Annotated in this window: 19 protein-coding genes; 7 read left to right on the top strand and 12 right to left on the bottom strand. The window is 53.4% G+C overall.

Translation table 11 applies throughout. The features are described 5' to 3' along the window. Positions 1-2 precede the first annotated feature (2 nt). The 3 genes from ABDW36_RS10780 to ABDW36_RS10770 form a co-directional block, all read right to left on the bottom strand. Positions 3-1,616 (bottom strand): sodium/sugar symporter, encoded by a 1,614-nt coding sequence (locus tag ABDW36_RS10780; protein ID WP_343701904.1) that lies wholly within the window; start codon positions 1,614-1,616, stop codon positions 3-5. A 157-nt stretch (positions 1,617-1,773) separates the two neighbouring features. Further along, on the bottom strand, positions 1,774-4,161 hold the full coding sequence (locus ABDW36_RS10775) for a glycoside hydrolase family 95 protein (RefSeq protein WP_343701903.1): 2,388 nt from the start codon (positions 4,159-4,161) through the stop codon (positions 1,774-1,776). 90 nt (positions 4,162-4,251) lie between these two features. Next, positions 4,252-5,370: an FAD-dependent oxidoreductase gene (locus tag ABDW36_RS10770; protein ID WP_343701902.1), complete on the bottom strand. Its 1,119-nt coding sequence runs from the start codon at positions 5,368-5,370 to the stop codon at positions 4,252-4,254. Between the two features lie 160 nt (positions 5,371-5,530). Between ABDW36_RS10770 and ABDW36_RS10765 the strand changes: the two genes are divergently transcribed. Next, on the top strand, positions 5,531-5,872 hold the full coding sequence (locus ABDW36_RS10765; RefSeq protein WP_343701901.1) for a HigA family addiction module antitoxin: 342 nt from the start codon (positions 5,531-5,533) through the stop codon (positions 5,870-5,872). A gap of 157 nt (positions 5,873-6,029) precedes the next feature. Here ABDW36_RS10765 and ilvA read toward each other — a convergent pair whose 3' ends face one another. From ilvA to ABDW36_RS10735, 6 genes are all read right to left on the bottom strand, one after another. Continuing rightward, on the bottom strand, positions 6,030-7,286 hold the full coding sequence (ilvA, locus tag ABDW36_RS10760; protein WP_343701900.1) for a threonine ammonia-lyase IlvA: 1,257 nt from the start codon (positions 7,284-7,286) through the stop codon (positions 6,030-6,032). A gap of 142 nt (positions 7,287-7,428) precedes the next feature. Continuing rightward, positions 7,429-8,472 carry a ketol-acid reductoisomerase gene (ilvC, locus tag ABDW36_RS10755; protein WP_343701899.1) on the bottom strand — a complete coding sequence of 348 codons (1,044 nt, stop codon included), beginning with the start codon at positions 8,470-8,472 and terminating at the stop codon, positions 7,429-7,431. A gap of 60 nt (positions 8,473-8,532) precedes the next feature. Further along, entirely contained in the window at positions 8,533-9,075 is a 543-nt protein-coding gene (gene ilvN, locus ABDW36_RS10750) for an acetolactate synthase small subunit (RefSeq protein WP_123848426.1), read from the bottom strand. A 30-nt stretch (positions 9,076-9,105) separates the two neighbouring features. Next, complete coding sequence (gene ilvB, locus ABDW36_RS10745; RefSeq protein ID WP_343701898.1) at positions 9,106-10,857, bottom strand: biosynthetic-type acetolactate synthase large subunit; 1,752 nt, start codon at positions 10,855-10,857, stop codon at positions 9,106-9,108. Then, positions 10,823-12,502 (bottom strand): dihydroxy-acid dehydratase, encoded by a 1,680-nt coding sequence (ilvD, locus tag ABDW36_RS10740; protein ID WP_343701897.1) that lies wholly within the window; start codon positions 12,500-12,502, stop codon positions 10,823-10,825. The genes ilvB and ilvD overlap by 35 nt, the downstream gene beginning before the upstream one ends. 245 nt (positions 12,503-12,747) lie before the next feature. After that, positions 12,748-13,650 (bottom strand): branched-chain amino acid transaminase, encoded by a 903-nt coding sequence (locus ABDW36_RS10735; protein WP_343701896.1) that lies wholly within the window; start codon positions 13,648-13,650, stop codon positions 12,748-12,750. A gap of 4 nt (positions 13,651-13,654) precedes the next feature. Between ABDW36_RS10735 and ABDW36_RS10730 the strand changes: the two genes are divergently transcribed. Further along, entirely contained in the window at positions 13,655-13,957 is a 303-nt protein-coding gene (locus ABDW36_RS10730) for a hypothetical protein (protein ID WP_343701895.1), read from the top strand. A gap of 310 nt (positions 13,958-14,267) precedes the next feature. On the opposite strand, the gene ABDW36_RS10725 is transcribed toward ABDW36_RS10730, so the two are convergent. Both ABDW36_RS10725 and ABDW36_RS10720 read right to left on the bottom strand, forming a co-directional pair. After that, complete coding sequence (locus tag ABDW36_RS10725) at positions 14,268-15,332, bottom strand: aminoglycoside phosphotransferase family protein (protein WP_343701894.1); 1,065 nt, start codon at positions 15,330-15,332, stop codon at positions 14,268-14,270. Continuing rightward, positions 15,332-16,231 carry a sugar phosphate nucleotidyltransferase gene (locus ABDW36_RS10720; RefSeq protein WP_343701893.1) on the bottom strand — a complete coding sequence of 300 codons (900 nt, stop codon included), beginning with the start codon at positions 16,229-16,231 and terminating at the stop codon, positions 15,332-15,334. Before ABDW36_RS10720 ends, ABDW36_RS10725 begins: the two co-directional genes overlap by 1 nt. 241 nt (positions 16,232-16,472) lie before the next feature. On the opposite strand from ABDW36_RS10720, the gene ABDW36_RS10715 reads away from it, so the two are divergent. The 4 genes from ABDW36_RS10715 to ABDW36_RS10700 all read left to right on the top strand — a co-directional run bounded on the left by ABDW36_RS10715 (position 16,473) and on the right by ABDW36_RS10700 (position 21,750). Beyond that, positions 16,473-17,810 carry an alpha-L-fucosidase gene (locus ABDW36_RS10715; RefSeq protein ID WP_343701892.1) on the top strand — a complete coding sequence of 446 codons (1,338 nt, stop codon included), beginning with the start codon at positions 16,473-16,475 and terminating at the stop codon, positions 17,808-17,810. 22 nt (positions 17,811-17,832) lie between these two features. Further along, the gene (locus tag ABDW36_RS10710; RefSeq protein ID WP_343701891.1) at positions 17,833-20,082 is read left to right on the top strand and encodes a family 20 glycosylhydrolase; all 2,250 of its coding nucleotides are present in this window, start codon (positions 17,833-17,835) and stop codon (positions 20,080-20,082) included. Positions 20,083-20,137: 55 nt separating this feature from the next. Continuing rightward, positions 20,138-20,968 carry a pyridoxal-phosphate dependent enzyme gene (locus ABDW36_RS10705; RefSeq protein WP_343701890.1) on the top strand — a complete coding sequence of 277 codons (831 nt, stop codon included), beginning with the start codon at positions 20,138-20,140 and terminating at the stop codon, positions 20,966-20,968. Between the two features lie 71 nt (positions 20,969-21,039). Next, positions 21,040-21,750 carry a hypothetical protein gene (locus tag ABDW36_RS10700; RefSeq protein WP_343701889.1) on the top strand — a complete coding sequence of 237 codons (711 nt, stop codon included), beginning with the start codon at positions 21,040-21,042 and terminating at the stop codon, positions 21,748-21,750. Here the strand turns inward: ABDW36_RS10700 and lipB are convergent. Then, the gene (gene lipB, locus ABDW36_RS10695) at positions 21,725-22,465 is read right to left on the bottom strand and encodes a lipoyl(octanoyl) transferase LipB (protein WP_343701888.1); all 741 of its coding nucleotides are present in this window, start codon (positions 22,463-22,465) and stop codon (positions 21,725-21,727) included. The genes ABDW36_RS10700 and lipB overlap by 26 nt on opposite strands. 65 nt (positions 22,466-22,530) lie before the next feature. Here lipB and ABDW36_RS10690 point away from each other — a divergent pair, with 65 nt between their 5' ends. Further along, positions 22,531-23,595 carry an RluA family pseudouridine synthase gene (locus ABDW36_RS10690; protein WP_343701887.1) on the top strand — a complete coding sequence of 355 codons (1,065 nt, stop codon included), beginning with the start codon at positions 22,531-22,533 and terminating at the stop codon, positions 23,593-23,595. Positions 23,596-23,739: the final 144 nt, after the last annotated feature.

Below are 23,739 nucleotides of genomic sequence, written 5' to 3'. Positions count from 1 at the left end.
TGTTACCAGAATACTGTATATAAAGCCGCCAGTATACCGCAGATGATGATAGCGCCTACGGTAAACGCGGGATTGAGTTTGAACATGGAAGCATCTATCTCCAGGCCTTTCGGGTTGTTCTTGCTCTTCGGGTCCAGCAGGCTGATGATGCCCATTATCACTACAATAATAATAAATACCCAGCCCATGCGGTTAATAAAGGGCAGCTCAGGCATGCCGAACTTCAGCGCCACAGACAGCGGAATGGCCAATATGGCGCCCACCAGCGCTGCGTTGGCGGTAGTGCGCTTCCAGAAGAAACCCATGATGAATATGGCAAACACACCGGGAGAAATAAAGCCGGTATATTCCTGTATGAACTGGAAACCCTGATCAAGGCTCTTGAGCGCAGGCGCCACCAGCGCGCCAATGATGATGGCAACGATGATGGTGTAACGCCCTACCTTCACCTGGTCTTGTTCAGTAGCGTCTTTCTTGAAGAAGTGTTTGTAAATATCCAGCGTGAAAATGGTGGCAATACTGTTGGCTTTACCGGCCAGCGAAGCGACAATGGCCGCGGTGAGCGCCGCAAAAGACAAACCTTTCAAGCCGGCGGGCAGCAGGTTGAGCAGTACGGGGTAAGCGTGGTCTGGCTTTACGGTACCGGCGGCGTCCATCATTTCCTGCTGGAACATACCGTTCTTGTACAGCACATAGGCCGCAATACCCGGCAATACCACTATCACAGGCATCAGCAGTTTGAGGAAGCCGGCAAACAGCAAGCCGTTGCGGGCTGTTTTGAGATCTGCGCCCAGCGCGCGTTGCGTGATATACTGGTTACAGCCCCAGTAGTTCAGGTTCACGATCCACATACCGCCTATCAGCACCGCCAGGCCCGGCAGCTCTTTATAGTGTTCACTGGAAGGCTCAAATATCATGTGGAAGTGTTCGGGCGCTTTCTGGCGCAGCAATCCCAGCCCGTCCCACATACCGCCGCCGCCAAAGTGGTCAGACACCAGGTTGAGGGCCAGGTAAGTAGTGGCCAGGCCGCCCAGTATCAGGAAAAACACCTGTATCACGTCCGTATAGCCGATCACCTTCATACCACCCAGCGTAATAAATATTGCAAAAACAGACAGCGCCATTACGCAGGTCCAGAAAGGAATGCCTGAAATGGTCTGAATGGCCAGCGCGCCCAGGTACAGGATAGACGTGAGGTTCACAAACACGTACAACAACAGCCAGAACACCGCCATGGCCGTGCTCACCCGCCCGTCATACCGCTGCAGCAGGAATTGCGGCATGGTGTATATCTTGTTCTTCAGGTAAATAGGCAGGAAAAATATAGCTACCACCAGCAGGGTGGCGGCGGCCATCCATTCATATGTGGAAATGGCAAGGCCCATCTTGAAACCGGAGCCAGACATGCCGATGAACTGCTCCGCAGAAATGTTAGACGCAATCAGCGAAGCGCCAATGGCCCACCATGTAAGGGAGCCTTCCGCCAGGAAAAAGTCTTTCGTATCCGTTGAGGCTTTCTTCTTTCTTTGATAGATGTAATAACCGTAACCGGCTACAATAACAAAGTAAAACGCGAAAACCAGGTAGTCCAGTGGCAGTAAGCTCGTGTTGTTCATATTGATCAGTATAACGTGAGAATCTTATAACATGTCAAGATAGCAAACAATTTTTAATTGTAAAATTAACAGTTAAAAAAATTGGCATAAAAAAAGGAGCCCTGGCGCGGGCTCCTTCAAATGCTTCAGTTTCAATCTTATCCTCTTCGTTGGCTTCCTATAAAAGCTGCTGCACCGGTACTACCACTTCTTTTCCCCTCTCTATGGACAGCGGCAGCAGGTGCTGGCGGAATTTCAATACAATGTTGCGGCCGGTGGTAGAACGCAGCACCAGCCCGGAGAGCACCCCGTCTTTCCAGGAGATGTCCAGCTCAAAACCGCCGCGTGCGCAAAGCCCGGTAACAGAGCCGTTGGCCCAGGCTGCGGGCAGGGCGGGCAATACCTCCACGTAATCCCCATGGCTTTGCAGCAGGGCTTCCGCTATGCCGGCCGTGCCGCCGAAGTTACCATCTATCTGGAAAGGCGGATGGTTGTCAAAGAGATTGGGCAGGGTGGATTTGGCCAGTAATGCCTGCAGGTGGCTGCGTACGCTGTCTGCCTGTTTCAGGCGGGCATAGAAATTAATGATCCATGCGCGGCTCCACCCGGTATGGCCGCCGCCTTTGCTGAGGCGGCCGGTGAGCGTTTTAAGCGCCCCGTCAAACAATGAGGGAGACTGCTCCGTGATCTGCGTGCCGGGATGCAGGCCAAATAAATGTGAAATATGCCGGTGACCGGGCTCCGCTTCCTCATATTCTTGTATCCACTCCAGTATACGGCCATCTTTCCCTGTTCTGGTGGGCGGCAGCTGGGCTATGATGCCCTGCCAGCGGACGGCATCCACAGAGTCTGTTCTCAGCAGGTTGGCGGCAGCAATGCATTTGGAGAGAAACTCGCGGAGTATCTGGCTGTCCATCGTAGGCCCGTAAGTAAGACCGGTAGGCTTGCCGGTAACGGGGTGGATGAAACGGTTTTCAGGCGAGCTGCCGGGAGAAGACACCAGGTACCCTTCCGGGCTTTTCACCAGGAAGTCTTCTACAAACAAAGCGTGCTCTTTCATGATGGGATATGCCTTGTTTTTGAGGAAAGCATAATCCAGCGTGAAGGCATAATGTTCCCAGAAATGCAGACACATCCAGCTGGCGGCCATGGGAAAAGTGCCCCAGGCCGCGTTGGCCTGCACACCCGTTTTGCCAAAGGCATCTGTACAGTGATGTACCACCCAGCCGCGGGCGTTGTACATTTTTTTGGCGGTGATACGGCCCTGCGGGCGGAGGTAGTCCATAAAATCAAACAGCGGCGCGGTGGTTTGCGAGAGGTTGCATACCTCCGCCGGCCAGTAGTTCATTTGCAGATTGATGTTGGTATGAAAATCAGCATTCCATGGCGCCTCCAGATGGCGGTTCCAGATACCCTGCAGGTTGGCGGGCAACACACCGGGACGGCGGGAGCTGGAGAGCAGCAGATAGCGCCCGTACTGGAAATACAGCGCCACCAGGTGCAGATCTTCCTTTCCCTGCCTCACCTGCTGCAGCCTTTCATCTGTTGGTATTTCATCTGCCACCGCTTCATTGATCTGCAGCTGCACCTTTTTCATTACCGGTTCAAAATCTTTCAGATGCGCTGCGTGAATCTGTGCGTAGCTCCGCAGGGTGGCCTGCTGCAGCAGCTTGCGGCATTTGTTGAGGGCTACGGTGGCGCCCGGGTCAACATCCTGCTTTACCGCATTGTAATTGGTGGCCCCCTGGATGTACAGGGTAACGGCATTGGCATTTTTTACCTGCAGGCCGTTCTGGTAAGCACTTATGGTACCGCCTGTGGGCGCTGCCTGCAACATGCCTGCAAAACGCATGTGCAAGCCGGCAGGGCCCCTCCTCTCCTTCCCTTCCTTATCATTGATCTGGCCGCTGAGCACCAGCAGCCTGCTGCCGCTGGCGGTTACCTTGCAGTCTGTGAACCGGGAGGCGGTATCTTTCGGGTCAGGCCTGTCAAGCGTAATAAAGGCGTTGAGAGCGCCGGGTTTTGTGGCCGTAATTCTTACCACGATCACGTTGTTCGGTGCGGAGGCCAGCACTTCCTGCTTGTATTCAATGCCGTTTACAGTGAATGTGGTGGTGGCAATACCGTTTTCTATATTCAGCTCCCGCCGGTAGTCAGTATATCCTTGCAACCCATAATCGATGTTCACGTTCATAAGGGTCTGGTTGGAGCGGAAGTTGCGGGCAATCTGCGTGGAGTTTTCTCCGTCTACTGCTACAAAGTTAGGTTGCGCAATAGCCAGCGCCTCATCATTCTTGTTGGCAAAAAGCAGCTGGCGGATGGTATCCAGCACTTTGAAGGCATTGGGATTGGCGTCATTGAATTTATTGCCTGCCCATACGCTTTCCTCATTGATCTGTAATATTTCTTTATCCGCCTTTCCGAAGACCATAGCGCCCAGGCGGCCATTTCCAACGGGCAGCGCCTCTTCCCATCTGAGGGCGGGCTGTTTATACCAGAGACAAAGGGGCTGCTGGCCGTGCACTACATTGCCAAGCAGCAGAAACAGGATAAGGATCTTTTTCATAACTGTAAGACGATGATGAACTAAATATAAACATTGGCTGCCTGGGATACAAGCAGCTGTTAATTCCATACCAGCAAATGCTATTATTCTTTATTCATGCATCAGCGCAGCCAGCAGGCGCCCTGCTTCAGATCCGATGGCAATGCCCATTCCGCCCATGCGTACGGCCAGGTAGATGCGTTTTGAATAAGCCTGCACAATGGGCTGCTTGTTGTGGCCGAAGGCCATAATGCCCGCCCAGCGGTCTTCAATAACAAACGGATGATGGGGTAGGATGATGGTGCGGAGCTTTTCTTCCAGGTGCTGCTGAATACGCGTGCTGGTGCTCATGTCTGTGGTGGCCTCTCCGCTGAAATCCAGGTTGCGGCCGCCGCCGAAGAGCACGCGGCCGTTCAGTTCCCTAAAATAGTAATATCCTTCGTCGAAATGAAAAATACCTTTGAAGGGCAGCCCTTTGATGGGCGCCGTTACCAGCACCTGCCCGCGGCCGGGGGCAATGTCGATCTCCGGCAAGAAATCTGTGGTGAAGGCATTGGTACAGATGGCCAGCTGCCCTGCGCTGAAAACCAGTGAATTGTTGACGGTTACATGCACCTGCGTGGCGTCTTCCTCAAAGGAGGTCACTTCGCAGCCGGTCTTGATCTCTATACCCCGCTCAAAAGCCAGGTCTATGAGGGTACGCATCATCATGCCGGTATGCAGCTCTCCTTCGAAATTATTTTTGACCAGGTGGCGTACACGGGAAGGTGAGAAGCCGAATGCGGCTATCTTGTCATCCGCCATGGAGAAGGCGGGGCCGGGCAGTATGTCGAACAGCAGGGCGTTCACGGCGTCCATCTGCTGCAGGGCGGATATTTCCGCCTCACTGATCAGCTCGTAGCTGCCATTTTCCCGGTACTGCATACGGTCGTCACCGATGCGGGAGCGCAGCAGCTGGAGGCCTTTTTTGCGCATCTGCACCAGGTTCACCACATCCTGCTGCGACATATGCCGGAGGTCGTCCAGGATTTCGGTAAGACTGCCGATGCAGGCGAAACCTGCGTTACGGGTGGAAGCGCCTGCCGGCAGCAGGCCGCGTTCCAGCACCAGGATGCGCTTGCGGGGAAACCGCTCTTTGATGCTGATGGCGGCAGAAAGGCCCACTATCCCGCTTCCCAGCAGGATGCAGTCATAATGGAGCAAACTTTGTTTTTCCCAGTAGCTGAGCATGAAGGCAATTTAGGAAAAATTTGGGAGGTTTAGGTGTAATGTGTAACTTTACACTATACGGATCCGATAATTTTTCAGGTCTTCACCCGAAACTTCTTTGACGTTTATCTTATCAGATAAATGTAGGAAGATGATAAAGAGTAATAATAAAACAATTACTATGGAACGTAAAATGCGTTTTTTGCACCCCGGCCTTATGTTGAAGGACGAAGTCATTACCTCGCTTGGCCTCACCGTTACCGAAGCCGCCAGGCTGCTCAAGGTAACCCGGCCTGCACTGTCCAATGTTCTTAACGGCAAGGCTGCCGTTTCAGTAGAAATGAGCCTGCGCATTGCAGCCGTATTCGGTGGTACCGCAGAAATCTGGCAGCGCCTGCAGACCGCCTATGACCTGCAGGAAGCCAAACCTAAAATTGACAAGCTGAAGCTGAAACGCTGGCAGCCGCCGAAGCCCAGGAAAGCGCAGGCAGCCCGGGCGGAGCGGCGGCTGGTGGAAGTATAGTATAAGGCGGCTGGCGCAGAGAATTGTTCATGCCACCTGTACCAGCCCAACTGGTGCAGCATGCCAGTAAAGCCCACCAGGCAAAATATCCCCCAAAAACAAAAAAGCCCCGTCTTTACGACAGCGGCTTTGAACATTACTATAGGTTGGACCAATACTACACCAGGTATCCAAACAGGTTGTCATCCTTATTCAGCTCCGTGTAGTGCACGTTGAATTTGCCCATGTTGGCAATCAGCACATCATAATCTTCCCTGTTTTTCAGCTCAATACCCACCAGGGCAGGGCCTGTTTCCTTGTTGTGCTTCTGGATGAACTCGAAGCGGGTAATATCATCACCCGGGCCCAGCACGTGGTTCACAAAGTCACGAAGGGCGCCCGGCCGTTGAGCAAAACGCACAATAAAATAATGTTTCAGGCCTTCGTACAGCAGGGAACGTTCCTTGATCTCCTGCATACGGTCAATATCGTTATTGCTGCCGCTTACTACGCACACCACCCGCTTGCCTTTGATCTGTTCCTTATAGTCTTCCAAAGCCGCAATAGACAATGCGCCGGCGGGTTCCACCACAATGGCGTCTTCATTATACAACTTCAGGATGGTGGAGCATATCCGGCCTTCCGGCACCAGGCTCATTTTATCCAACACATCCTTGCAGATAGCGTAGGTCAGGTCTCCTACCCGCTTCACCGCCGCCCCGTCTACAAAACGGTCAATTTCCTGCAGGGTAACCGGGCCGCCCTTGGCCAGCGCCTGCTGCATGGAGGGCGCACCTTCCGGCTCAATGCCTACTATAACAGTACCAGGGCTGTAAGTGCGGAAGTAAGCGCCCACCCCTGAGGCCAGGCCGCCGCCGCCCACTGGCATAAACAGGTAATCCACTTCCGTCAGCTCTTCCAGTATTTCCACGCCTACCGTGCCCTGCCCTTCAATAATGCGCGCATCATCAAAGGGTGGAATGAAGGTCATGTTATGTTCCCGGGTATAAGCCTGGGCTTCGGCGGAGCAATCGTCAAACGTATCGCCCACCAGCCTGATCTCTATAGCGTCCCCGCCGAACATTTTTACCTGGTTCACCTTTTGTTTGGGAGTGATAATAGGCATGAACACCACGCCTTTTGCATTGAGCTTTTTGCAGGAGTAGGCAAAGCCCTGGGCATGGTTACCCGCACTGGCGCAGGTAAGCCCTCTGGAAAGCTGCCCGGCGTCCAGGCTGCTCATCATATTGTAGGCGCCGCGCAGTTTGTAGGAGCGCACCACCTGCATATCTTCTCTTTTCAGGTAAACATCGCAGTTATAGCGGCGGGAGAGGTTGGCATTGTACATCAGCGGGGTGCGTACCACCACGGGCTGTAGCTTTTCAGCCGCTTCGCGTATCCGCCGGGTATCTATTGTATTCAAAACTTCAGACATTGTTGTAACCGGTTAAAAAGTAAAATAAAAAGGGAAATGACTATCAGGAACCCTCATGGAATGTAACACATTCCCCCGCATCCAACACCGTTCAATCTGTTCCTGTTCATCATTTCCCTCTTTTTATTACTTTAAAAACTGGTTATTTACCGGGGCGCAGCTTTCTAACGGCGGCGCCTGCCTGCCACATTTCGCTGTTACGCAGCTCTTCCAGCTCAGCGTTCAGTTTTTCGCGGTAGTCTGCCTGGCTGTTCAGGTTGATAGAACGGGCAGCTTCCTTACCGGCGGCAACGCTGGCATACAGCTCGTCAAATACAGGCTGGGTAGCGTCTTTGAATTTTTTCCACCAGTCAAGCGCACCACGTTGTGCAGTGGTAGAGCAGTTGGCATACATCCAGTCCATACCGTTCTCTGCTACCAGCGGCATCAGGGATTGGGTCAGCTCTTCAACAGTTTCGTTGAAAGCTTCGGAGGGTGAGTGGCCGTTGTTGCGCAGGGTTTGGTACTGGGCGGCAAAGATGCCCTGGATGGCGCCCATCAGGGAACCACGTTCGCCGGTGAGGTCAGAGAACACTTCTTTTTTGAAGTCTGTTTCGAACAGGTAACCGGAGCCAACGCCGATACCCAGCGCTACTACTCTTTCTTTTGCACGGCCGGTGGCGTCCTGGAAGATGGCGTAGCTGGAGTTCAGCCCCTGGCCCGCCAGGAACAGCCTGCGGAGGGAAGTGCCGGAGCCTTTGGGAGCTACGAGGATCACGTCTACGTCTGCGGGCGGTATAATATTGGTCTGTTCTTTATAAGTGATACCAAAACCATGAGAGAAATACAGGGCCTTGCCTTTGGTCAGGTAAGGCTTCAGCGTGGGCCACAGGGCAATCTGGCCAGCATCGGAGAGCAGGTACTGGATGATGGTGCCTTTCTGTGCCGCTTCTTCGATCTCGAACAGTGTTTCACCGGGAACCCAGCCGTCTGCTACAGCTTTATCCCAGGTTTTGGAATTTTTCCGCTGACCGATGATCACGTTAAAGCCGTTATCCTTCAGATTCAGCGCCTGGCCGGGACCTTGAACGCCATAACCAATGATAGCAATAGTTTCGTTCTTCAGAACTTCTCTTGCTTTTTCCATGGGGAATTCTTCTCTGGTTACTACTTCTTCCAGTACTCCGCCAAAATTGATGGTTGCCATGTTTTGATAGTGTTTGTTTAAAAGTTGTTAAAAGTCTAGGTTTTAAATGTATGCGCCGGATCAGTCTTTCAGATTATCCGCTTCAATGAGCGAAAGGTCTTTCAGATGTTCGTGGAAGCGGCGGCTCCATTTCACAATCGCTACGCGACCGCTTTTGGAATATTCTATAAGGCCATACGGTTCCAGCTTCTGGAGCATGGCAATCAGCTCCTGCTGGTGGCCCGTTTTTTCGATCACAAAATAATCTGGCGTAATGGTGAGGATGCGGGCGTTATTGTCCCGGATGATCTTCTCAATGTCACCAGTGTGCAGGCTCTTGGTAGAGATCTTGTACAGCGCCAGTTCCTGGTACACCACTTCGTCCTCATCATGTACGAACGCGCGGTGAATTTCGATGAGCTTTTCTATCTGGCCCACCACTTTCTCCAGCCGCTCCCTTTCGGACAATACGGTGATGATGAACTTGTATACACCGGGTATCTCGGTTTCAGCAGTGGTTAAGCTGGTGATATTGATGCCCCGGCGGGTGAAGATCACGGAAATGCGGTTGGTGATCCCGATCCTGTCTTCCGTGTACACCGTTACGGTATATTCTTTTTGCATGACGTTAATTCGATTAATGATAAAGAACTGCTACTCGAGGCGGATGCTTGAAATGGGCGCACCGGCCGGTACCATGGGGAATACGTTGTCTTCCTGCTCTACCACGCATTCCAGCAGGTAGGCCCCCTTGGTGTCCAGCATTTCCCTTACGGCGCCTTCCAGTTCGGCACGTTCCGTGATCTTGCGGCCGGGTATGAAAAACCCTTTGGCTATCTGAACAAAGTCAGGGTTGATCATTTCCGTGGAAGAATAGCGCTTGTCAAAGAACAATTGCTGCCACTGGCGTACCATGCCCAGGAAGTTGTTGTTGAGGATCACGATCTTCACGCCTATTTCAGACTGGTAGATGGTGCCCAGCTCCTGCAGGGTCATCTGGAAGCAACCGTCCCCAATGATGGCTACCACTTCTTTTTCAGGTGCTCCCACCTTGGCGCCCATGGCTGCCGGCAGGGAGAAGCCCATGGTACCCATGCCACCGCTGGTAATGTTGGTGTTAGGGTCCTGGAAGCGATAGTAGCGGGAAGCGATCATCTGGTGCTGGCCTACGTCTGTTACCAGGATGGCTTTGCCGCCGGTCTGCTCGGAGATCACACGGACCACTTCGGCCATTTTCAGCTGGCCTTCAGTGGGGTACAGCTCCCGGTTCCTCACCTTTTCATCTTCCTTGCGGTCTGCGTCCTTGAACTGCTGCAGCCATTCGGGATGGCTGGCTTTGTTCACCAGGGGCAGCAGCGCGGTCAGGGCCTCTTTTGCATCGGCATGAACAGCCACGTCTGCCGGGATGATCTTGTTGATCTCCGCTTTATCTATCTCGATGTGGATCACTTTCGCCTGGCGGGCAAACACGCTTACGTCTCCGGTAATACGGTCGTCAAAGCGCATACCCACGGCAATGAGCACATCGCATTCATTGGTGTTGATGTTGGGGCCGTAGTTACCATGCATGCCGGTATAGCCCACGTAGTTAGGATGATCTACCGGCACTGCGGAGAGGCCCAGCAGCGTGGAGGCAATGGCAATGTCTGCCTTTTCCGCCAGGGCGATCAGCTCTTTTTCCGCGCCGGCCAGCAATACGCCGTGGCCGCAGAGGATGTACGGTTTTTTGGCGTTGTTGATCAGTTCCGCCGCGGCTTTCACGGCATCGGCATTGAGCGCCGGGTGCGGGTGGTAGCTGCGGATGTATTCGCAGGCCTTATACTGGAAGTCCAGCTTGGTCACCTGCGCGTTTTTGGTAATATCTACCAGTACAGGGCCGGGGCGGCCGCTGCGGGCAATATAAAACGCTTTGGCAATGGCGCCGGGGATATCTTCCGGCCGGGTTACCTGTATGTTCCATTTGGTGATGGGCATGGTGATGCCTATCACGTCCGTTTCCTGGAAGGCATCGGTGCCCAGCAGGGATGCTGCTACCTGGCCTGTGATGCAGACCATCGGAGTAGAGTCCATATGCGCATCGGCGAGGCCGGTCACCAGGTTGGTGGCGCCGGGGCCCGAGGTGGCAAACACTACGCCTACCCGCCCGTTTGCACGTGCGTAGCCCTGAGCAGCGTGCGTGGCACCCTGCTCGTGACGGACCAATATATGATGGACTTTATCCTGAAAATCGTACAGGGCATCATAAATGGGCATAATGGCGCCGCCGGGATAACCGAAAATGGTATCCACGCCTTCTGCAATCAGTGACCGGATCACGGCTTCCGCGCCGGTAATGATCTCCGTAGCGGGTGCTGTGGCCCGCTTGTCAGACTCAGTCCTCATCGGTAACACATCCTTCTGTTGCATTTTTTACTTGTTTTGCGTATTTGAATAATATTCCTTTCTCAGCCTTCAAAGCCGGCTGCTTCCAGGCAGCTTTGCGGGCTTTCAGTTCATCCTCGCTTACATTCACCCTGATGATGTTGTTCACGGCATCTATCTCGATCTCGTCATTGTCTTTCACCAGCGCAATAGTGCCGCCTTCATAGGCTTCCGGCGTAATGTGGCCCACCACAAAACCGTGGGTGCCGCCGGAAAAACGCCCGTCTGTAATGAGCGCTACGCTTTTGCCCAGCCCTACGCCCATGATAGCGGAGGTGGGTTTCAGCATTTCGGGCATGCCGGGGCCGCCTTTGGGGCCTACGTAGCGGATCACCACCACGTCTCCTGCTTTCACGCGGCCGGACTGTATGCCGGCAATCAGTTCAAATTCGCCGTCAAACACGCGGGCGGGGCCGGTGAACTTCTCTCCTTCCTTGCCCGTGATCTTGGCCACGGAACCCTGCTCTGCCAGGTTGCCGTACAGTATTTGTATATGGCCGGTGGCTTTGAGCGGCTGCTCCAGGGGGAATATGATGTTTTGAGTGGTAAAGTCGATGTCAGGTACGTTGGCGAGGTTTTCTGCCAGGGTTTTGCCGGTTACGGTGAGGCAATCTCCATGCAGCATACCCTTTTTCAGCAGGTATTTCATCACCAGGGGAACGCCGCCAATATGGTGGAGGTCTTCCATCAGGTATTTGCCGCTTGGCTTCAGGTCTGCAATCAGCGGCGTTTTATCGCTGATGCGCTGGAAGTCTGCCATGGTGAACGGCACGCCCACTGCTTTGGCAATGGCCGTGAAGTGCAGTACGGCGTTGGTGCTGCCGCCCAGGGCCATCACAACGGTAATGGCGTTCTCAAACGCCTTGAAGGTCATGATGTCTTTCGGCTTGATGTCTTTTTCCAGCAGCAGGCGGATGGCTTTGCCCGCAGCCAGGCACTCTTCCTTTTTCTCCTTGCTCAGCGCAGGGTTGGAAGAGCTGTATGGCAGGCTCATACCCAGGGCCTCTATGCCGGAGCTCATGGTGTTGGCGGTATACATACCGCCGCAGGCGCCGGCGCCGGGGCAGGAGTTCTGCACAATGCCCTTGAAGTCTGCCTCACTGAGGTTGCCGGCTATTTTCTGGCCCAGCGCTTCAAAAGCGGAAATAATATTGAGGTCTTGTCCTTTGTATTTGCCCGGCGCAATGCTGCCGCCATATACCATGATGGAGGGGCGGTTCAGCCGGCCCATGGCCATCAGGGAGCCGGGCATGTTCTTGTCGCAACCCGGAACGGTGATGAGCGCATCGTAATACTGTGCGCCGCAAACGGTCTCAATGGAATCGGCAATCAGATCGCGGCTCACGAGAGAATACCGCATGCCTTCCGTACCGTTGCTGATACCATCGCTCACGCCAATGGTATGGAACATGAGGCCTACCAGATCGTTGGCCCATACGCCTGTTTTAACTTCCTTTGCAAGATCATTGAGATGCATGTTACAGGTATTACCGTCATACCCCATGCTCACAATGCCTACCTGTGCCTTTTTCAGATCTTCTTCCGTTAACCCTATCCCGTACAGCTGGGCCTGGGCGGCGGGCTGCGTGGGATCTTGCGTGATCGTTTTGCTGTATTTGTTTAATTCCATATAATTCAATCAGTTAGTTCCGGGTGCTGATTAGCTTAATTTCCAATTATTGTACAAGTTATTGCCGGGTGTTTTCATATTCAAACCTATAATCTGCCGGTTCCCGGTCTTCAAAAGGTGGGCTTTGCAGCCAAAATCCGCTATGAGTGGGGATTAGGGGGGAAAGCGGTTACGCCATTCAAAGGTAAAAAAAAGGGTGGCGGCCCCGCTGATAGCCCGGCCCGCCACCCAGCTATTTGCTTACACTAGGCCGGAATGGCTTCGCGTTTGAATTCTTTTTCCAGCACTTTCGCTTTGTAGGCCTGCTGAATGACCTTGCCGAGAGACGATGCCCAGGGTTTGGAGAAGCCCTGACCGTCCAGCGAGTCCCATCCGACTATTTCAGCGGCGGTACCGCAGTAGAACACGCATTCTGCCTGTTTCAGCTCTTCCACGGTAATTTGTTTTTCGATCAGGGGGATGCCCAGCTCTCCGCAGATCTCAATTACCGTAGCGCGGGTAATACCGGGCAGAATGTTACCGGGGGCCGGCGTATAGATCTTGCCGTCTTTTTCGTAAAAGAGGTTGGAACCGGGGCCTTCTGCTACAAAACCGTTGATATCCAGCAGCAGGGCTTCGTCATACCCTTTTTCCTTGGCTTCCTGGGAAGCGAGGATGGAGTTCACGTACAGGCCGGCCGTTTTGGACTCGATCTTGAAGGCTTTCGGGTTCGGGCGCTGGTAAGAAGATACCATTACACGCAGCAGCTTTTCACCGAGGTAAGCACCCCATTCCCAGGCGCAGATCAGGACGTGGGTATCATGGGCGGCCTTGAGGGTCATGTTGGGAGGGCAAAAGATCAGCGGGCGGATGTAAGCCTCTTCCATGTTGTTCAGTTCCAGTACCTTGTAGCAGGCGGCAATCAGCTCGTCGTTGTTATATTTATAAGGTATGTGTATTAATTCGCAGGAGCGCTTGAAACGGTCAAAATGCTCTTTCGGCTTGAAGATCTTCACTTCACCGCTGGCCGTTTTATAGGCGCGGATCCCTTCAAAAACTGCGTAACCATAGTGGAGCGACTGACCGTAGAGGTCAATTTTGGCTTCCGTGGCTTTCTGATAAGCCCCGTCAAAGTAAAGAATCGTGTTTTCGTTGTAATAGCTATACATATATTTGGAATTTGCACATAAAAAAAGCCTTCCCTGTGGAGGAAGGCGTTTTATTTTCAGTTGTTACTATACACGCGCTTTTCTATCCTCCAATCGGCTGGCGGGTAATAATGACAACGACGATCACGACGAGCGTAATAGCCCAGTTGAGCTGCGGCACGATGTGACTGATCTTGTTATTGTCTTTGTTTACCCACATGGAGGTACAGTTGATTTGTTTATCACTACAAATGTATTGGTGATTAAAATAAAAAACAATACAGGCGGTAATATTTTGAGAAAAATTAAAGCAGCGCAAAATTTTTGAAAATATCGAAAAAAGAATGACATTCTTTAAATGAAATCCATAAAAACAGTAGTTGCCGGGGATACTGTCTAACAGGGTCGATGGCGGGGGCGAAAGGTCCCTGCCCTGGGCACACCCTGCTTACACCCTGTTCTGACCCTGTTCTCACCCTGTTCTGACCCTGCTTACACCCTGTTTATGCGCTGTAAACAGGGTGTAAGCAGGGTCAGAACAGGGTAAAGGCCGGGGGAACCCGGCATTCCCGGCACGCAAAAAGGGGGATGCCGGCCGGCACCCCCCTTTTTGTACATGTATCTTGAACTTGTGCAAATCAGTTCTTCAAACAGGCGTCTATCACCTGCTGCAGCTTATCTTCCTTCTCTATCAGCCGTTCCAGCAGCGTGAGCTGGTTCATGGCGCGGTTGTAGTTGTGTTCCGGGTATTTGATGGGGTAATAAACATCCCCGTTCAGATAATCCGTCAAAAACCGGATGCCCTGCATGTAGATCATGAACTTGCCGGCGTAGAAGAGATGCGCCCGCTCTGCATCGGAAAGGGTGCTGCCTACTTCGGAAAGATAACCTTTCATCAGCGCCTCAAAATACTCGTCACGTACTTCAATGCGGCTGAAATCACGCTCCTCTTCAGATACAGGGCTCACGTAGGTGCGCACCATGTCTCCCAGGTCGGAAATGATCTTCCCCGGCATCAGCGTATCCAGGTCACACACGCAAATACCTTCAAAGGTGTGCTTGTTCAGCAGCACGTTATTGATCTTGGTATCGTGATGCATCAGGCGGTCACTGAAGGCAGGGTTGGTTTTCAGCGTTTCGAAGGTAACGGCGATGTCTGAATGCCGCAGGAACCGTTCTATCAGCTCTTCGGCAAACTGCTTCCGGTCTTCCTTGGCTTGCCTGATGGCTTCCTGGAAGGCGGAGTAACGCAGGGTGAGATTATGAAAGTTGGGAATGGTGGCCCTGAACCCATGCAGGTCAATGCCATGCAGCAGGCGTGCCATTTTACCAAATTGCCGCGCCGCCTCATAGGCCTGCTTCGGCGTATCTGCCTGGTCTACCGAAGTGGAGTCAGGTATGAAAGGGATCATCCGCCAGTATTCACCTTCGTGTACGTACAGCTCTTCCCCGTTCACCGTTGGAATGGGGTTGATGAAGAGGTACCCCGGGTGGCGGGTGGCCAGGTAATCTGCCGCCAGCCGCTGGTTGCGGGCTATCACCTCAGGTTCCCTGAACACATAGGTATTGATCTTCTGCAGGATGTATTGCCCTTTTTCCCCGCTCAGCAGAAAGGTATTGTTGATGTGGCCGCTGCCAAACTTCTTCACCTCAAAAGCACCGGGTTCCAATCCAAAAGCGCGGACAATGCTTTCGTTCACCATTACTTCCAGAGATTATCAGGGTATTCGCCGTTCTTTACCAGGGCGGAAAGGCTGGCCTGTACGCCCGGCGCATCTTCCTTGTAGGTTACGCCGAACCATTGTGAGCTGGTGGGTATCACCTTCACTTCTCCCATACCGCCTGCAATAAACTGGTCTACCACTATCGGGATGAAAAATTCCGACTTCGGGTTGGAGATATTGTCTGTGAGGAATTTGTCGAACATCTTCTCACTGATCGGGAACACGGAGGGCGCAAAGCCCCAGAAGTTCATAGATACCGGGGTTTTCGGGCCCAGCTCCACTTTCTTCTCTCCTTCTTCGTACACTATTTTGCCGTTATCCAGATAGATCTTTGTTCTTTCGGTGATGCCGGCCAGGTTGCCGTTGCCGTTCACTTCACATACGCCGCGGCTGACGGAACCGTGCTCGCTGATGGTTTTGCCCAGCTCGTAGCCTACCACGCTGTACTTGTCTTCTTTACACTCGCCTTTCAGGAAAGCGGCCATTTTCTCAAATGCGTCACGGCCATAAAAATCGTCCGCGTTGATCACGGCAAAAGGCTCGTTGATAGCATCTTTTGCGCAGAGCACGGCGTGAGCGGTACCCCAGGGTTTGGTGCGGTCTGCCGGTACGGCATGGCCGTTCACGAACGCGTCCATGTTCTGGAACACATAGGCGGTTTCTACCTTGCCTTTGAGCTTGGGCTCAAATATCTCTTTGAACTCTTCCGCGAAATTGTCTCTTATGATAAACACAATTTTTCCGAAACCCGCACGGATAGCATCATAGATAGAATAATCGATAATCGTTTCTCCGCTGGGGCCAAACTGCTGGATCTGTTTCAGACTTCCGTACCGGCTGGCCATTCCAGCCGCAAGGATCAGTAATGTTGGTTGCATTTCTTGATATTAGTTTATAATTTTCACTCGAATTAATATCGGGGGCTAAATTTAATGATTAAATTTTTCCCGTAGTTTTTATTTTTTCGTTATTGTTGCGGCTGACCATTCAATACAGACAGTGAACAAAGGCAAAAACCAGGTGCCTGAAGCGGTAAAGTTGCCGGTTTTGGCCGGCATAAAAAATACTTCTTTCAGTACTTTATTTTTTTGCCGCTTTTTTATAATAAACTAAATAACGATGATCAAGAGAATTGCAGTGGCGGGAGCCATGGCATTGCATTTGGCCATGCCTGTACAAGCGCAGCAGAAAACAGACCCCGAAACTATCAAAAACAAAATGCAATGGTTTGCAGACGCCAAGCTGGGCATTTTCATCCACTGGGGCATTTACGCCGTGAAAGGGGTTGACGAAAGCTGGAGCTTTCACAACAAAAAAATTTCCTATCCTGATTACATGGCCCAATTGAAAGGCTTCACCGCCTCCAAATATGACCCTCAGGCCTGGGCCGCACTGGTAAAGGAATCTGGCGCACGCTACGCTGTGATCACCACCAAACATCATGACGGCGTGGCCCTGTGGGACACCAGGTTCAATAAACTCAGCACCGCCCGCGCCACGCCGGCCAAACGGGACGTGCTTACGCCCTTCTTTGACGCCCTGCGCAAGGAAAACGTCAAGGCGGGCGCCTACTTCTCCCTGCTTGACTGGAGCCACCCTTACTACCCGGCTTTCCTGAAAGACAGCAGCCGCTACAAGATCAGCGAGCAACCGCAACGCTGGGCCAAATTCCAGCAATTTTACCAGGGCCAGATGGCTGAAGTGATGAACCGCTACAACCCTGACCTGTGGTGGTTTGACGGGGACTGGGAACATACTGCGGAAGAATGGCAGGCCGTAAAAGTGCGCAAAATGCTTACGGACCATAACCCCAATACCATCATCAACGGCCGCCTCACCGGCTACGGGGATTATGACACGCCGGAGCAGAACTTCCCGGTACAGCGCCCCCAGTTCCACTGGTGGGAGCTTTGCATGACCATCAATAATAACTGGGGCTACCAGCCGCAAGATACCAACTGGAAAACACCCTATGAGGTGATCACCATTTTTGCGGACGCCATCAGCAACGGCGGCAACATGTTGCTTGACATAGGGCCCAAAGAAGACGGCACCATACCCGAACAGCAGGTGCATGTGCTGAAAGAGCTGGGAAAATGGAATAAAAAGCACGAAAAGGCTATCTTCAGCACCGTGGGCGGCCTGCCGCAAGGCCACTTCTACGGGCCTACCACCCTTTCCAAAGACTCCACATCACTCTTCCTCTTTTTACCGGGCAAGGTGAGCGGAAACATCATGATCAAAGGACTGGACAATAAAATACAGGACATTACCGTAGTAGGGAACGGCGCCAGGCTCAGCCACAAAATAGTAGGCAAAATATCCTGGAGCCCCGTACCCGGACTGGTATACATTCCCGTACCCGCCAACGTGCAGGATGAATATATGACAGTGCTGGAGCTGAAGCTGGACAAGCCGGTGAAGCTCTACCGGGGCAAGGGCGGCCTGAACGGATAAGACAACAAGCACAACACCAGATATGAAAAAAACACTTCTCTCCGCTTTTGCCGCGCTGGCTTTTTTTATTGCGCCGGCGCAGCAAAAGCAACCGCTACTATCCCTGATACCTGAACCGCAATCTGTGGAAATGCTGCAAGGCCAGGTGTACATCACCCCGCAGATGAAGTACTTCACCAACAGTCCCGGCGCTGAAAAGGCCGCAGACCTGTTCAACATTTTCCTGAAGGCCAACTACGGTTTTGCACTGGCAAAAGGCACCATGCAGAACAGCACCTTCATTTTCTCGCAAGACCCCGCGCTGGGAGATGAAGGTTACCAGCTGACCGTAGCCCGCAACAAGATAGTGCTGCAGGGCCGCGCCGCCGGCCTTTTTTATGGCGTGCAAACATTGCAGCAAATACTGCCGCCGGCCGTAAAGAACCGCATAGCCGTGCCTGCCCTCATCATCAAAGACACGCCCCGCTTTGCCTACCGCGGCATGATGCTGGACGTGGGCCGCTATTACCTGCCTGCGCCCTATGTGAAACAGTTCATAGACGTAATGGCCCATTACAAGCTGAACCGCTTTCACTGGCACCTCACGGAAGACCAGGGCTGGCGCATAGAGATCAAAAAATATCCCCGGCTGCAAACGGTGGCTTCCCAACGGAGAGAGACCAGCAAGGGCCACCTGCGCGAAGGGAAGTTTGACGGGAAACCTCACGGCGGCTATTACACGCAGGAGGAAGTGAAAGACATTGTGCAATACGCCGCAGACCGTCACATCACCGTAGTGCCAGAAATTGAGATGCCCGGCCACGCACAGGCCGCGCTGGCCGCTTACCCGGAGCTGGGCTGCACGGGAGGGCCGTATGAAGTGTCTACCAAATGGGGCGTGCATAAAGAAGTGTACTGCGCCGGCAACGACAAGGTGTTTACCTTCCTGGAAGATGTGCTCAGCGAAGTGCTGCCGCTCTTCCCCGGCAAATACGTACACATTGGCGGAGACGAGTGCCCCAAAGACCGCTGGAAGGCCTGCCCCAAATGCCAGGCGCGCATCAAGGCGCTGGGCCTGAAAGACGAGCATGAGCTGCAGAGCTATTTTATACAGCGCATGGAAAAGTTCCTGAACAGCAAAGGCAAGCGGATCATTGGCTGGGACGAGATACTGGAAGGCGGCCTGGCGCCTGACGCCACCGTGATGAGCTGGCGCGGCGAAACCGGCGGCATAGCCGCCGCCAAACAGAAACATGACGTCATCATGTCTCCCAACACCTACCTGTACCTTGATTACCTGCAAGGCGCTCCCGCCACCGAGCCGCTGGGCATTGGCGGTTACCTGCCGTTGGAGAAAGTGTACAGCTACGAGCCCTACCCTTCCTCTTTGACAGCCACCGAGAAACGATACATCAAAGGCGTGCAGGGCAATGTATGGACAGAGTACATCCCCGACGGCAAAACGGCAGACTACTTTGCTTATCCCCGCGCGCTGGCGCTGGCGGAAATTGCCTGGAGCCCCGCGCACAAAAAGAATTATGACCGCTTCACCGGAGCCCTGCCGCGGCGCCTGGCGGCCCTGCAGGAGCGCGGCGTCAATTTCCGTATACCGGAATCCCGGGGAGACGAGACCATGGTGCTGACCACCAACGGCACGGCCCTGGCAGATCTCAGCCCCATGGTGGCCGGCGCAAAAGTGTACTACACGCTGGATGGCAAAGAGCCTTCCGCCAGCAGCACGCCGTACAGCAAACCGATTAACATCACCCAGCCGCTCACGCTAAAATACGTAGTGGTGTTGCCAGACGGCCGCAGCAGCGCCCTGTATACCAGAACGTACATCCGTAAAAACTACAAAAGCGCCCAGCCTGTCAACCCGTCTCAAAAAGGCATCCGCTTCAGCGCATACTACAAAACATTTACGCAGGCCAAACAGGTACACGGCAAGGCAGATACCACCGGCGTGCTGCCCCTGCCCGATATCAGGCCCTTTATTGCCAAAGTGACGTTCGGCGTAGTGTACGAAGGATATGTGAAAGTGGAGGAAGACGGCATCTACGAATTCAGGACCACTTCAGACGATGGCTCCGTGGTTTATATAGATGATGAGCTGGTGACCGATAACGACGGCGAGCACGGAGCAGTTGAAAAGGCCGGGCTGATACCGCTGCGCAGGGGTTTCCACAAAATACGCCTGCAATATTTCGATGCGGGCGGAGACCAGCTGCTGCAGGTAAGCTTTGGGCTGAAAGGCAAACAAAGCGTTAACTTGCGGAATGCACTTTTCTACTGATCACATACTGCAACCTTTTCATACCACATGGCTGCCCGCAAATATACGGGCAGCCATGTTGCGTCTGGACAGGTTGCACCCGCTGGTGTCAGGCAACAAGTGGTTCAAGCTGAAATACAACCTGGAAGCGGCGGGCGGGCGCCCGGTGGTCACCTTTGGGGGCGCTTACTCCAATCACATCATAGCCACCGCCGCGGCCTGCCATATGAAAGGCATTGCCTGCACCGGCATCATCAGGGGAGAGCGGCCGGCCGGGCTGAGCCCTACGTTGCAGCATGCGGCGGAACTGGGCATGGAGCTGGTATTTGTGAGCCGGGAAGAATACCGGCAAATAACGCAGGAGGGTAATGAAGCAGCCGTAAGACCGGTGTTGGAACAGCTGCACGGCGAAGCCCCTTACCTCATCCCCGAAGGCGGCCATAATCCGCTGGGGGCAAAGGGTTGCGAAGAAATCCTCTCCCTGGCAGACACCGCTGCCTGCACACACATCATTTGCGCCGTGGGCACCGGCACCACACTGGCAGGCCTCATCAACTCCGCCACCACCCAACAGCTTACCGGCATCTCCGTACTGAAAGGCGCCCTTTCCCTGCAAACCGCCACGGAGAGCCTGCTGAAACCCGGCCTTCATACACCGTGGGAAATACTGCACCAGTTTCACGAAGGCGGCTATGGCAAACGCAGCGAACGGCTGATCAGTTTTATGAACGACTTCTACCGTCAAACCGCCATTCCGCTAGACCAGGTGTACACCGGCAAAATGGCGCTGGCCGTACAGCAGTTACTGCAGCAAGGGTATTTCCCGCCGGGCAGCAACCTGCTGCTGCTGCACTCCGGCGGCCTGCAGGGCAATGAATCCCTGCCGCCCGGCGTTCTATGTTATTAAATAAAAAGCAGCGCCGTATATTTGAACAACAGAACGTATTTTTGCCAACTTAAGCATATTGGATGTACTGTATGAAGCAGACTGTTAGACGTATCATTGCCGTAGTGATTTTTATAGGTACCATCACCACTGCCAAAGCACAACAAGTTCCCACTGTTCCCGTACTGCCGGATTTCCAGGCTTTGATCAAGCCCGGAAAGATCCAGCTGGACTGGATTTCCGGTTTCCCCAATGCAGCACAGATAGGTATACAGCGCTCGCTTGACAGCGTGCTGAACTTCACCACCATCGGCTACGCCAGCTACCCCAAAGAAAGCCGCAACGCGTATCTTGACAACAAACCGCTGCCGGGTAAAAACTACTACCGCCTTTTTATTCTCTTTAACGATAACCGTTACATGTACAGTAAAACGGTGCTGGCCGTCCCGGATTCTACCATTGCGGCCAATGCCCTGCTGGGCGCGGGAGACGTGACCGGCGCCACGCAAGGCGCTACCGGCACGCAATCTACCGTTCCCTGGAGGCCCTCCACCTATATCTATACCACGGCAGACGGCAACGTGAACATCCGCCTGCCGCAAGCGCCACAGAAAAAATACAGCATTAAGTTCTTTGAGCCTGCCGGTACTTTCCTGTTTGAAGTGGAGCAGGTGCTGGAGCCCTTCCTGATACTGGAAAAGGCCACCTTCATGCACGCAGGCTGGTTCAACTTCGAGATCTACGAAGAAGGGAAACTGCTGGAAAAATGGAGCCTGTTCATACCGCTGAACTACAGGAACTGAGGCCTTCCTTCAGCATTTCAGCATCAAATACTGCTGAAAAGTAACGGGTGATCTTTGCTTTCACCTCTTCCATGGGCACTTTGCGGCCAATTTCCCGCTCCAGGGAGGTTACCTGCTTGTCTGCAATGCCGCAGGCAATGATATGATTGAAGTAACTGAGATCTGTATTGACATTGATGGCAAAACCATGCATGGTAACCCACCGGCTGCAACGCACGCCCATGGCGCATATTTTCCGGGCCCGCCCGGGTATTTCCGCATCCAGCCATACGCCCGTTTCGCCTTTGGAGCGGCCGGCCTGCAGGCCATAGTCCGCCAGGGTACGGATGATCACTTCCTCCAGGAAACGGAGGTATTTGCCGATGTCTGTAAAAAACCGCTCCAGGTCTATGATGGGGTAGCCTACCACCTGGCCTTCGCCGTGAAAAGTGATGTCTCCCCCGCGGTTGGTTTGCACAAAGTCTATTCCCCGCTCCTGCAACTGGCTGTTGCTGACCAGCAGGTTTTCCATATGCCCGCTTTTGCCAAGCGTGTACACGGGCGGATGCTCGCAGAACAACAAATAATGCTGCGTAACGGCCATAGGGGCAACGCCGTTGCGTTGCGCCGCCTTTGCCTGCACGTTTTCCTGCAATAGCCGCTCCTGGTAGTCCCAGGCGGCCTGATAGGGCATCTGCCCCAGGTCTTTCACGCTTATTTGTTGTTTTACCCGCATACTATTCGTTCTTCATTTCGCCCTGCAAAGATAACTATAAGCTATCTTTGCAAAAATTTTTACCGATGAGCGATCAAATGCAGGAGCTGCTGGAAGACGAGCTGGAGAACGGGGAAGGCAGTGAGGAAATATACGAAAGGGTGAACCTTGTGGTAGACAAGGGCCAGGAGCCCCTGCGCATTGACAAGTTTATCCAGAACCGTATTGAAGGCGCTACCCGCAATAAAGTGCAGCAGGCCATAGAGGCCGGCATGGTACTGGTGAACGACAAGCCGGTAAAATCCAATTACAAGGTGCGCCCGCTCGACCGGCTGGTGGTGTACTCCACCAAAAACCCGGAAAGCACGGAAGTAAAGCCGGAAAACATCCCCCTCAATATTGTTTTTGAAGACGAAGACATCCTCATCATCAACAAACCGCCCGGCATGGTGGTACACCCCGGTTGCGGCAACTACACCGGCACCCTGGTGAACGCCCTCGCTTACTACCTGGGGGACGACAAGGTAAACCCCGCAGAACCGGCCATTCCCCGCTTTGGCCTGGTACACCGCATAGATAAGAACACCAGCGGCCTGCTGGTAGTGGCCAAGTCTGAAAAAGCCATGACAGACCTGGCCAAGCAGTTTTTTGACCATACCGTGCAACGCCGCTACATGGCGCTGGTCTGGGGAGATTTTGAAGAAGAGAAAGGCACGGTAGTAGCCCACGTTGGCCGTCACCAGCGCTTCCGCAAGATCATGGACGCCTACCCTGACGGGGAATACGGCAAGGAGGCCATTACTCATTATGAGGTGCTGGAACGCTTCAACTACGTGAGCCTCATTGCCTGCCGGCTCGAAACCGGGCGCACCCACCAGATCCGTGTGCACATGCAGCATATAGGCCACCCGCTGTTCAATGACGATACCTATGGCGGCAACCGCATTGTAAAAGGAACCATTTTCGCCAAATACAAGCAGTTTGTGGAAAACTGCTTCGAAATAATGCCCCGGCATGCCCTGCATGCCCAAACGCTGGGCTTCATCCACCCCCGTACGCGCAAACCGATGCTGTTTGAAAGCGAATTGCCGGCAGATTTCAGCGGGGTGCTGGAAAAATGGAGAAGGTACCGGCGGAAAGATGATGAATGAGGAACCGGGTGCGGGCGCCTCAAGACTTGCCTCCAGCTGCTCCGGCACAATTTAAAATCAGCCGGCAACTGTAATAAATTCTATCCCTCTGCCGTTTCTGAACATTGAAGGGTAACACCCCATGCCGGCGAAACCCCGCCCGGC

Source organism: Chitinophaga sp., from assembly GCF_039596455.1.
Lineage (GTDB): Bacteria > Bacteroidota > Bacteroidia > Chitinophagales > Chitinophagaceae > Chitinophaga.
This window is presented reverse-complemented; position numbering and strand designations above follow the sequence as displayed.

Bases quoted from the DNA above. Each gene is read 5' to 3' on its own strand.
- ilvC (WP_343701899.1), bottom strand. From the start codon at position 8,472: ATGGCAACCATCAATTTTGGCGGAGTACTGGAAGAAGTAGTAACCAGA.
- ABDW36_RS10775 (WP_343701903.1), bottom strand. From the start codon at position 4,161: ATGAAAAAGATCCTTATCCTGTTTCTGCTGCTTGGCAATGTAGTGCAC.
- ABDW36_RS10725 (WP_343701894.1), bottom strand. From the start codon at position 15,332: ATGGTGAACGAAAGCATTGTCCGCGCTTTTGGATTGGAACCCGGTGCT.
- ABDW36_RS10700 (WP_343701889.1), top strand. From the start codon at position 21,040: ATGAAGCAGACTGTTAGACGTATCATTGCCGTAGTGATTTTTATAGGT.
- ABDW36_RS10690 (WP_343701887.1), top strand. From the start codon at position 22,531: ATGAGCGATCAAATGCAGGAGCTGCTGGAAGACGAGCTGGAGAACGGG.
- ABDW36_RS10715 (WP_343701892.1), top strand. From the start codon at position 16,473: ATGATCAAGAGAATTGCAGTGGCGGGAGCCATGGCATTGCATTTGGCC.
- ABDW36_RS10780 (WP_343701904.1), bottom strand. From the start codon at position 1,616: ATGAACAACACGAGCTTACTGCCACTGGACTACCTGGTTTTCGCGTTT.
- lipB (WP_343701888.1), bottom strand. From the start codon at position 22,465: ATGCGGGTAAAACAACAAATAAGCGTGAAAGACCTGGGGCAGATGCCC.
- ilvN (WP_123848426.1), bottom strand. From the start codon at position 9,075: ATGCAAAAAGAATATACCGTAACGGTGTACACGGAAGACAGGATCGGG.
- ABDW36_RS10705 (WP_343701890.1), top strand. From the start codon at position 20,138: ATGTTGCGTCTGGACAGGTTGCACCCGCTGGTGTCAGGCAACAAGTGG.
- ABDW36_RS10710 (WP_343701891.1), top strand. From the start codon at position 17,833: ATGAAAAAAACACTTCTCTCCGCTTTTGCCGCGCTGGCTTTTTTTATT.
- ABDW36_RS10735 (WP_343701896.1), bottom strand. From the start codon at position 13,650: ATGTATAGCTATTACAACGAAAACACGATTCTTTACTTTGACGGGGCT.
- ilvD (WP_343701897.1), bottom strand. From the start codon at position 12,502: ATGGAATTAAACAAATACAGCAAAACGATCACGCAAGATCCCACGCAG.
- ABDW36_RS10720 (WP_343701893.1), bottom strand. From the start codon at position 16,231: ATGCAACCAACATTACTGATCCTTGCGGCTGGAATGGCCAGCCGGTAC.
- ABDW36_RS10770 (WP_343701902.1), bottom strand. From the start codon at position 5,370: ATGCTCAGCTACTGGGAAAAACAAAGTTTGCTCCATTATGACTGCATC.
- ilvB (WP_343701898.1), bottom strand. From the start codon at position 10,857: ATGCAACAGAAGGATGTGTTACCGATGAGGACTGAGTCTGACAAGCGG.
- ilvA (WP_343701900.1), bottom strand. From the start codon at position 7,286: ATGTCTGAAGTTTTGAATACAATAGATACCCGGCGGATACGCGAAGCG.
- ABDW36_RS10765 (WP_343701901.1), top strand. From the start codon at position 5,531: ATGGAACGTAAAATGCGTTTTTTGCACCCCGGCCTTATGTTGAAGGAC.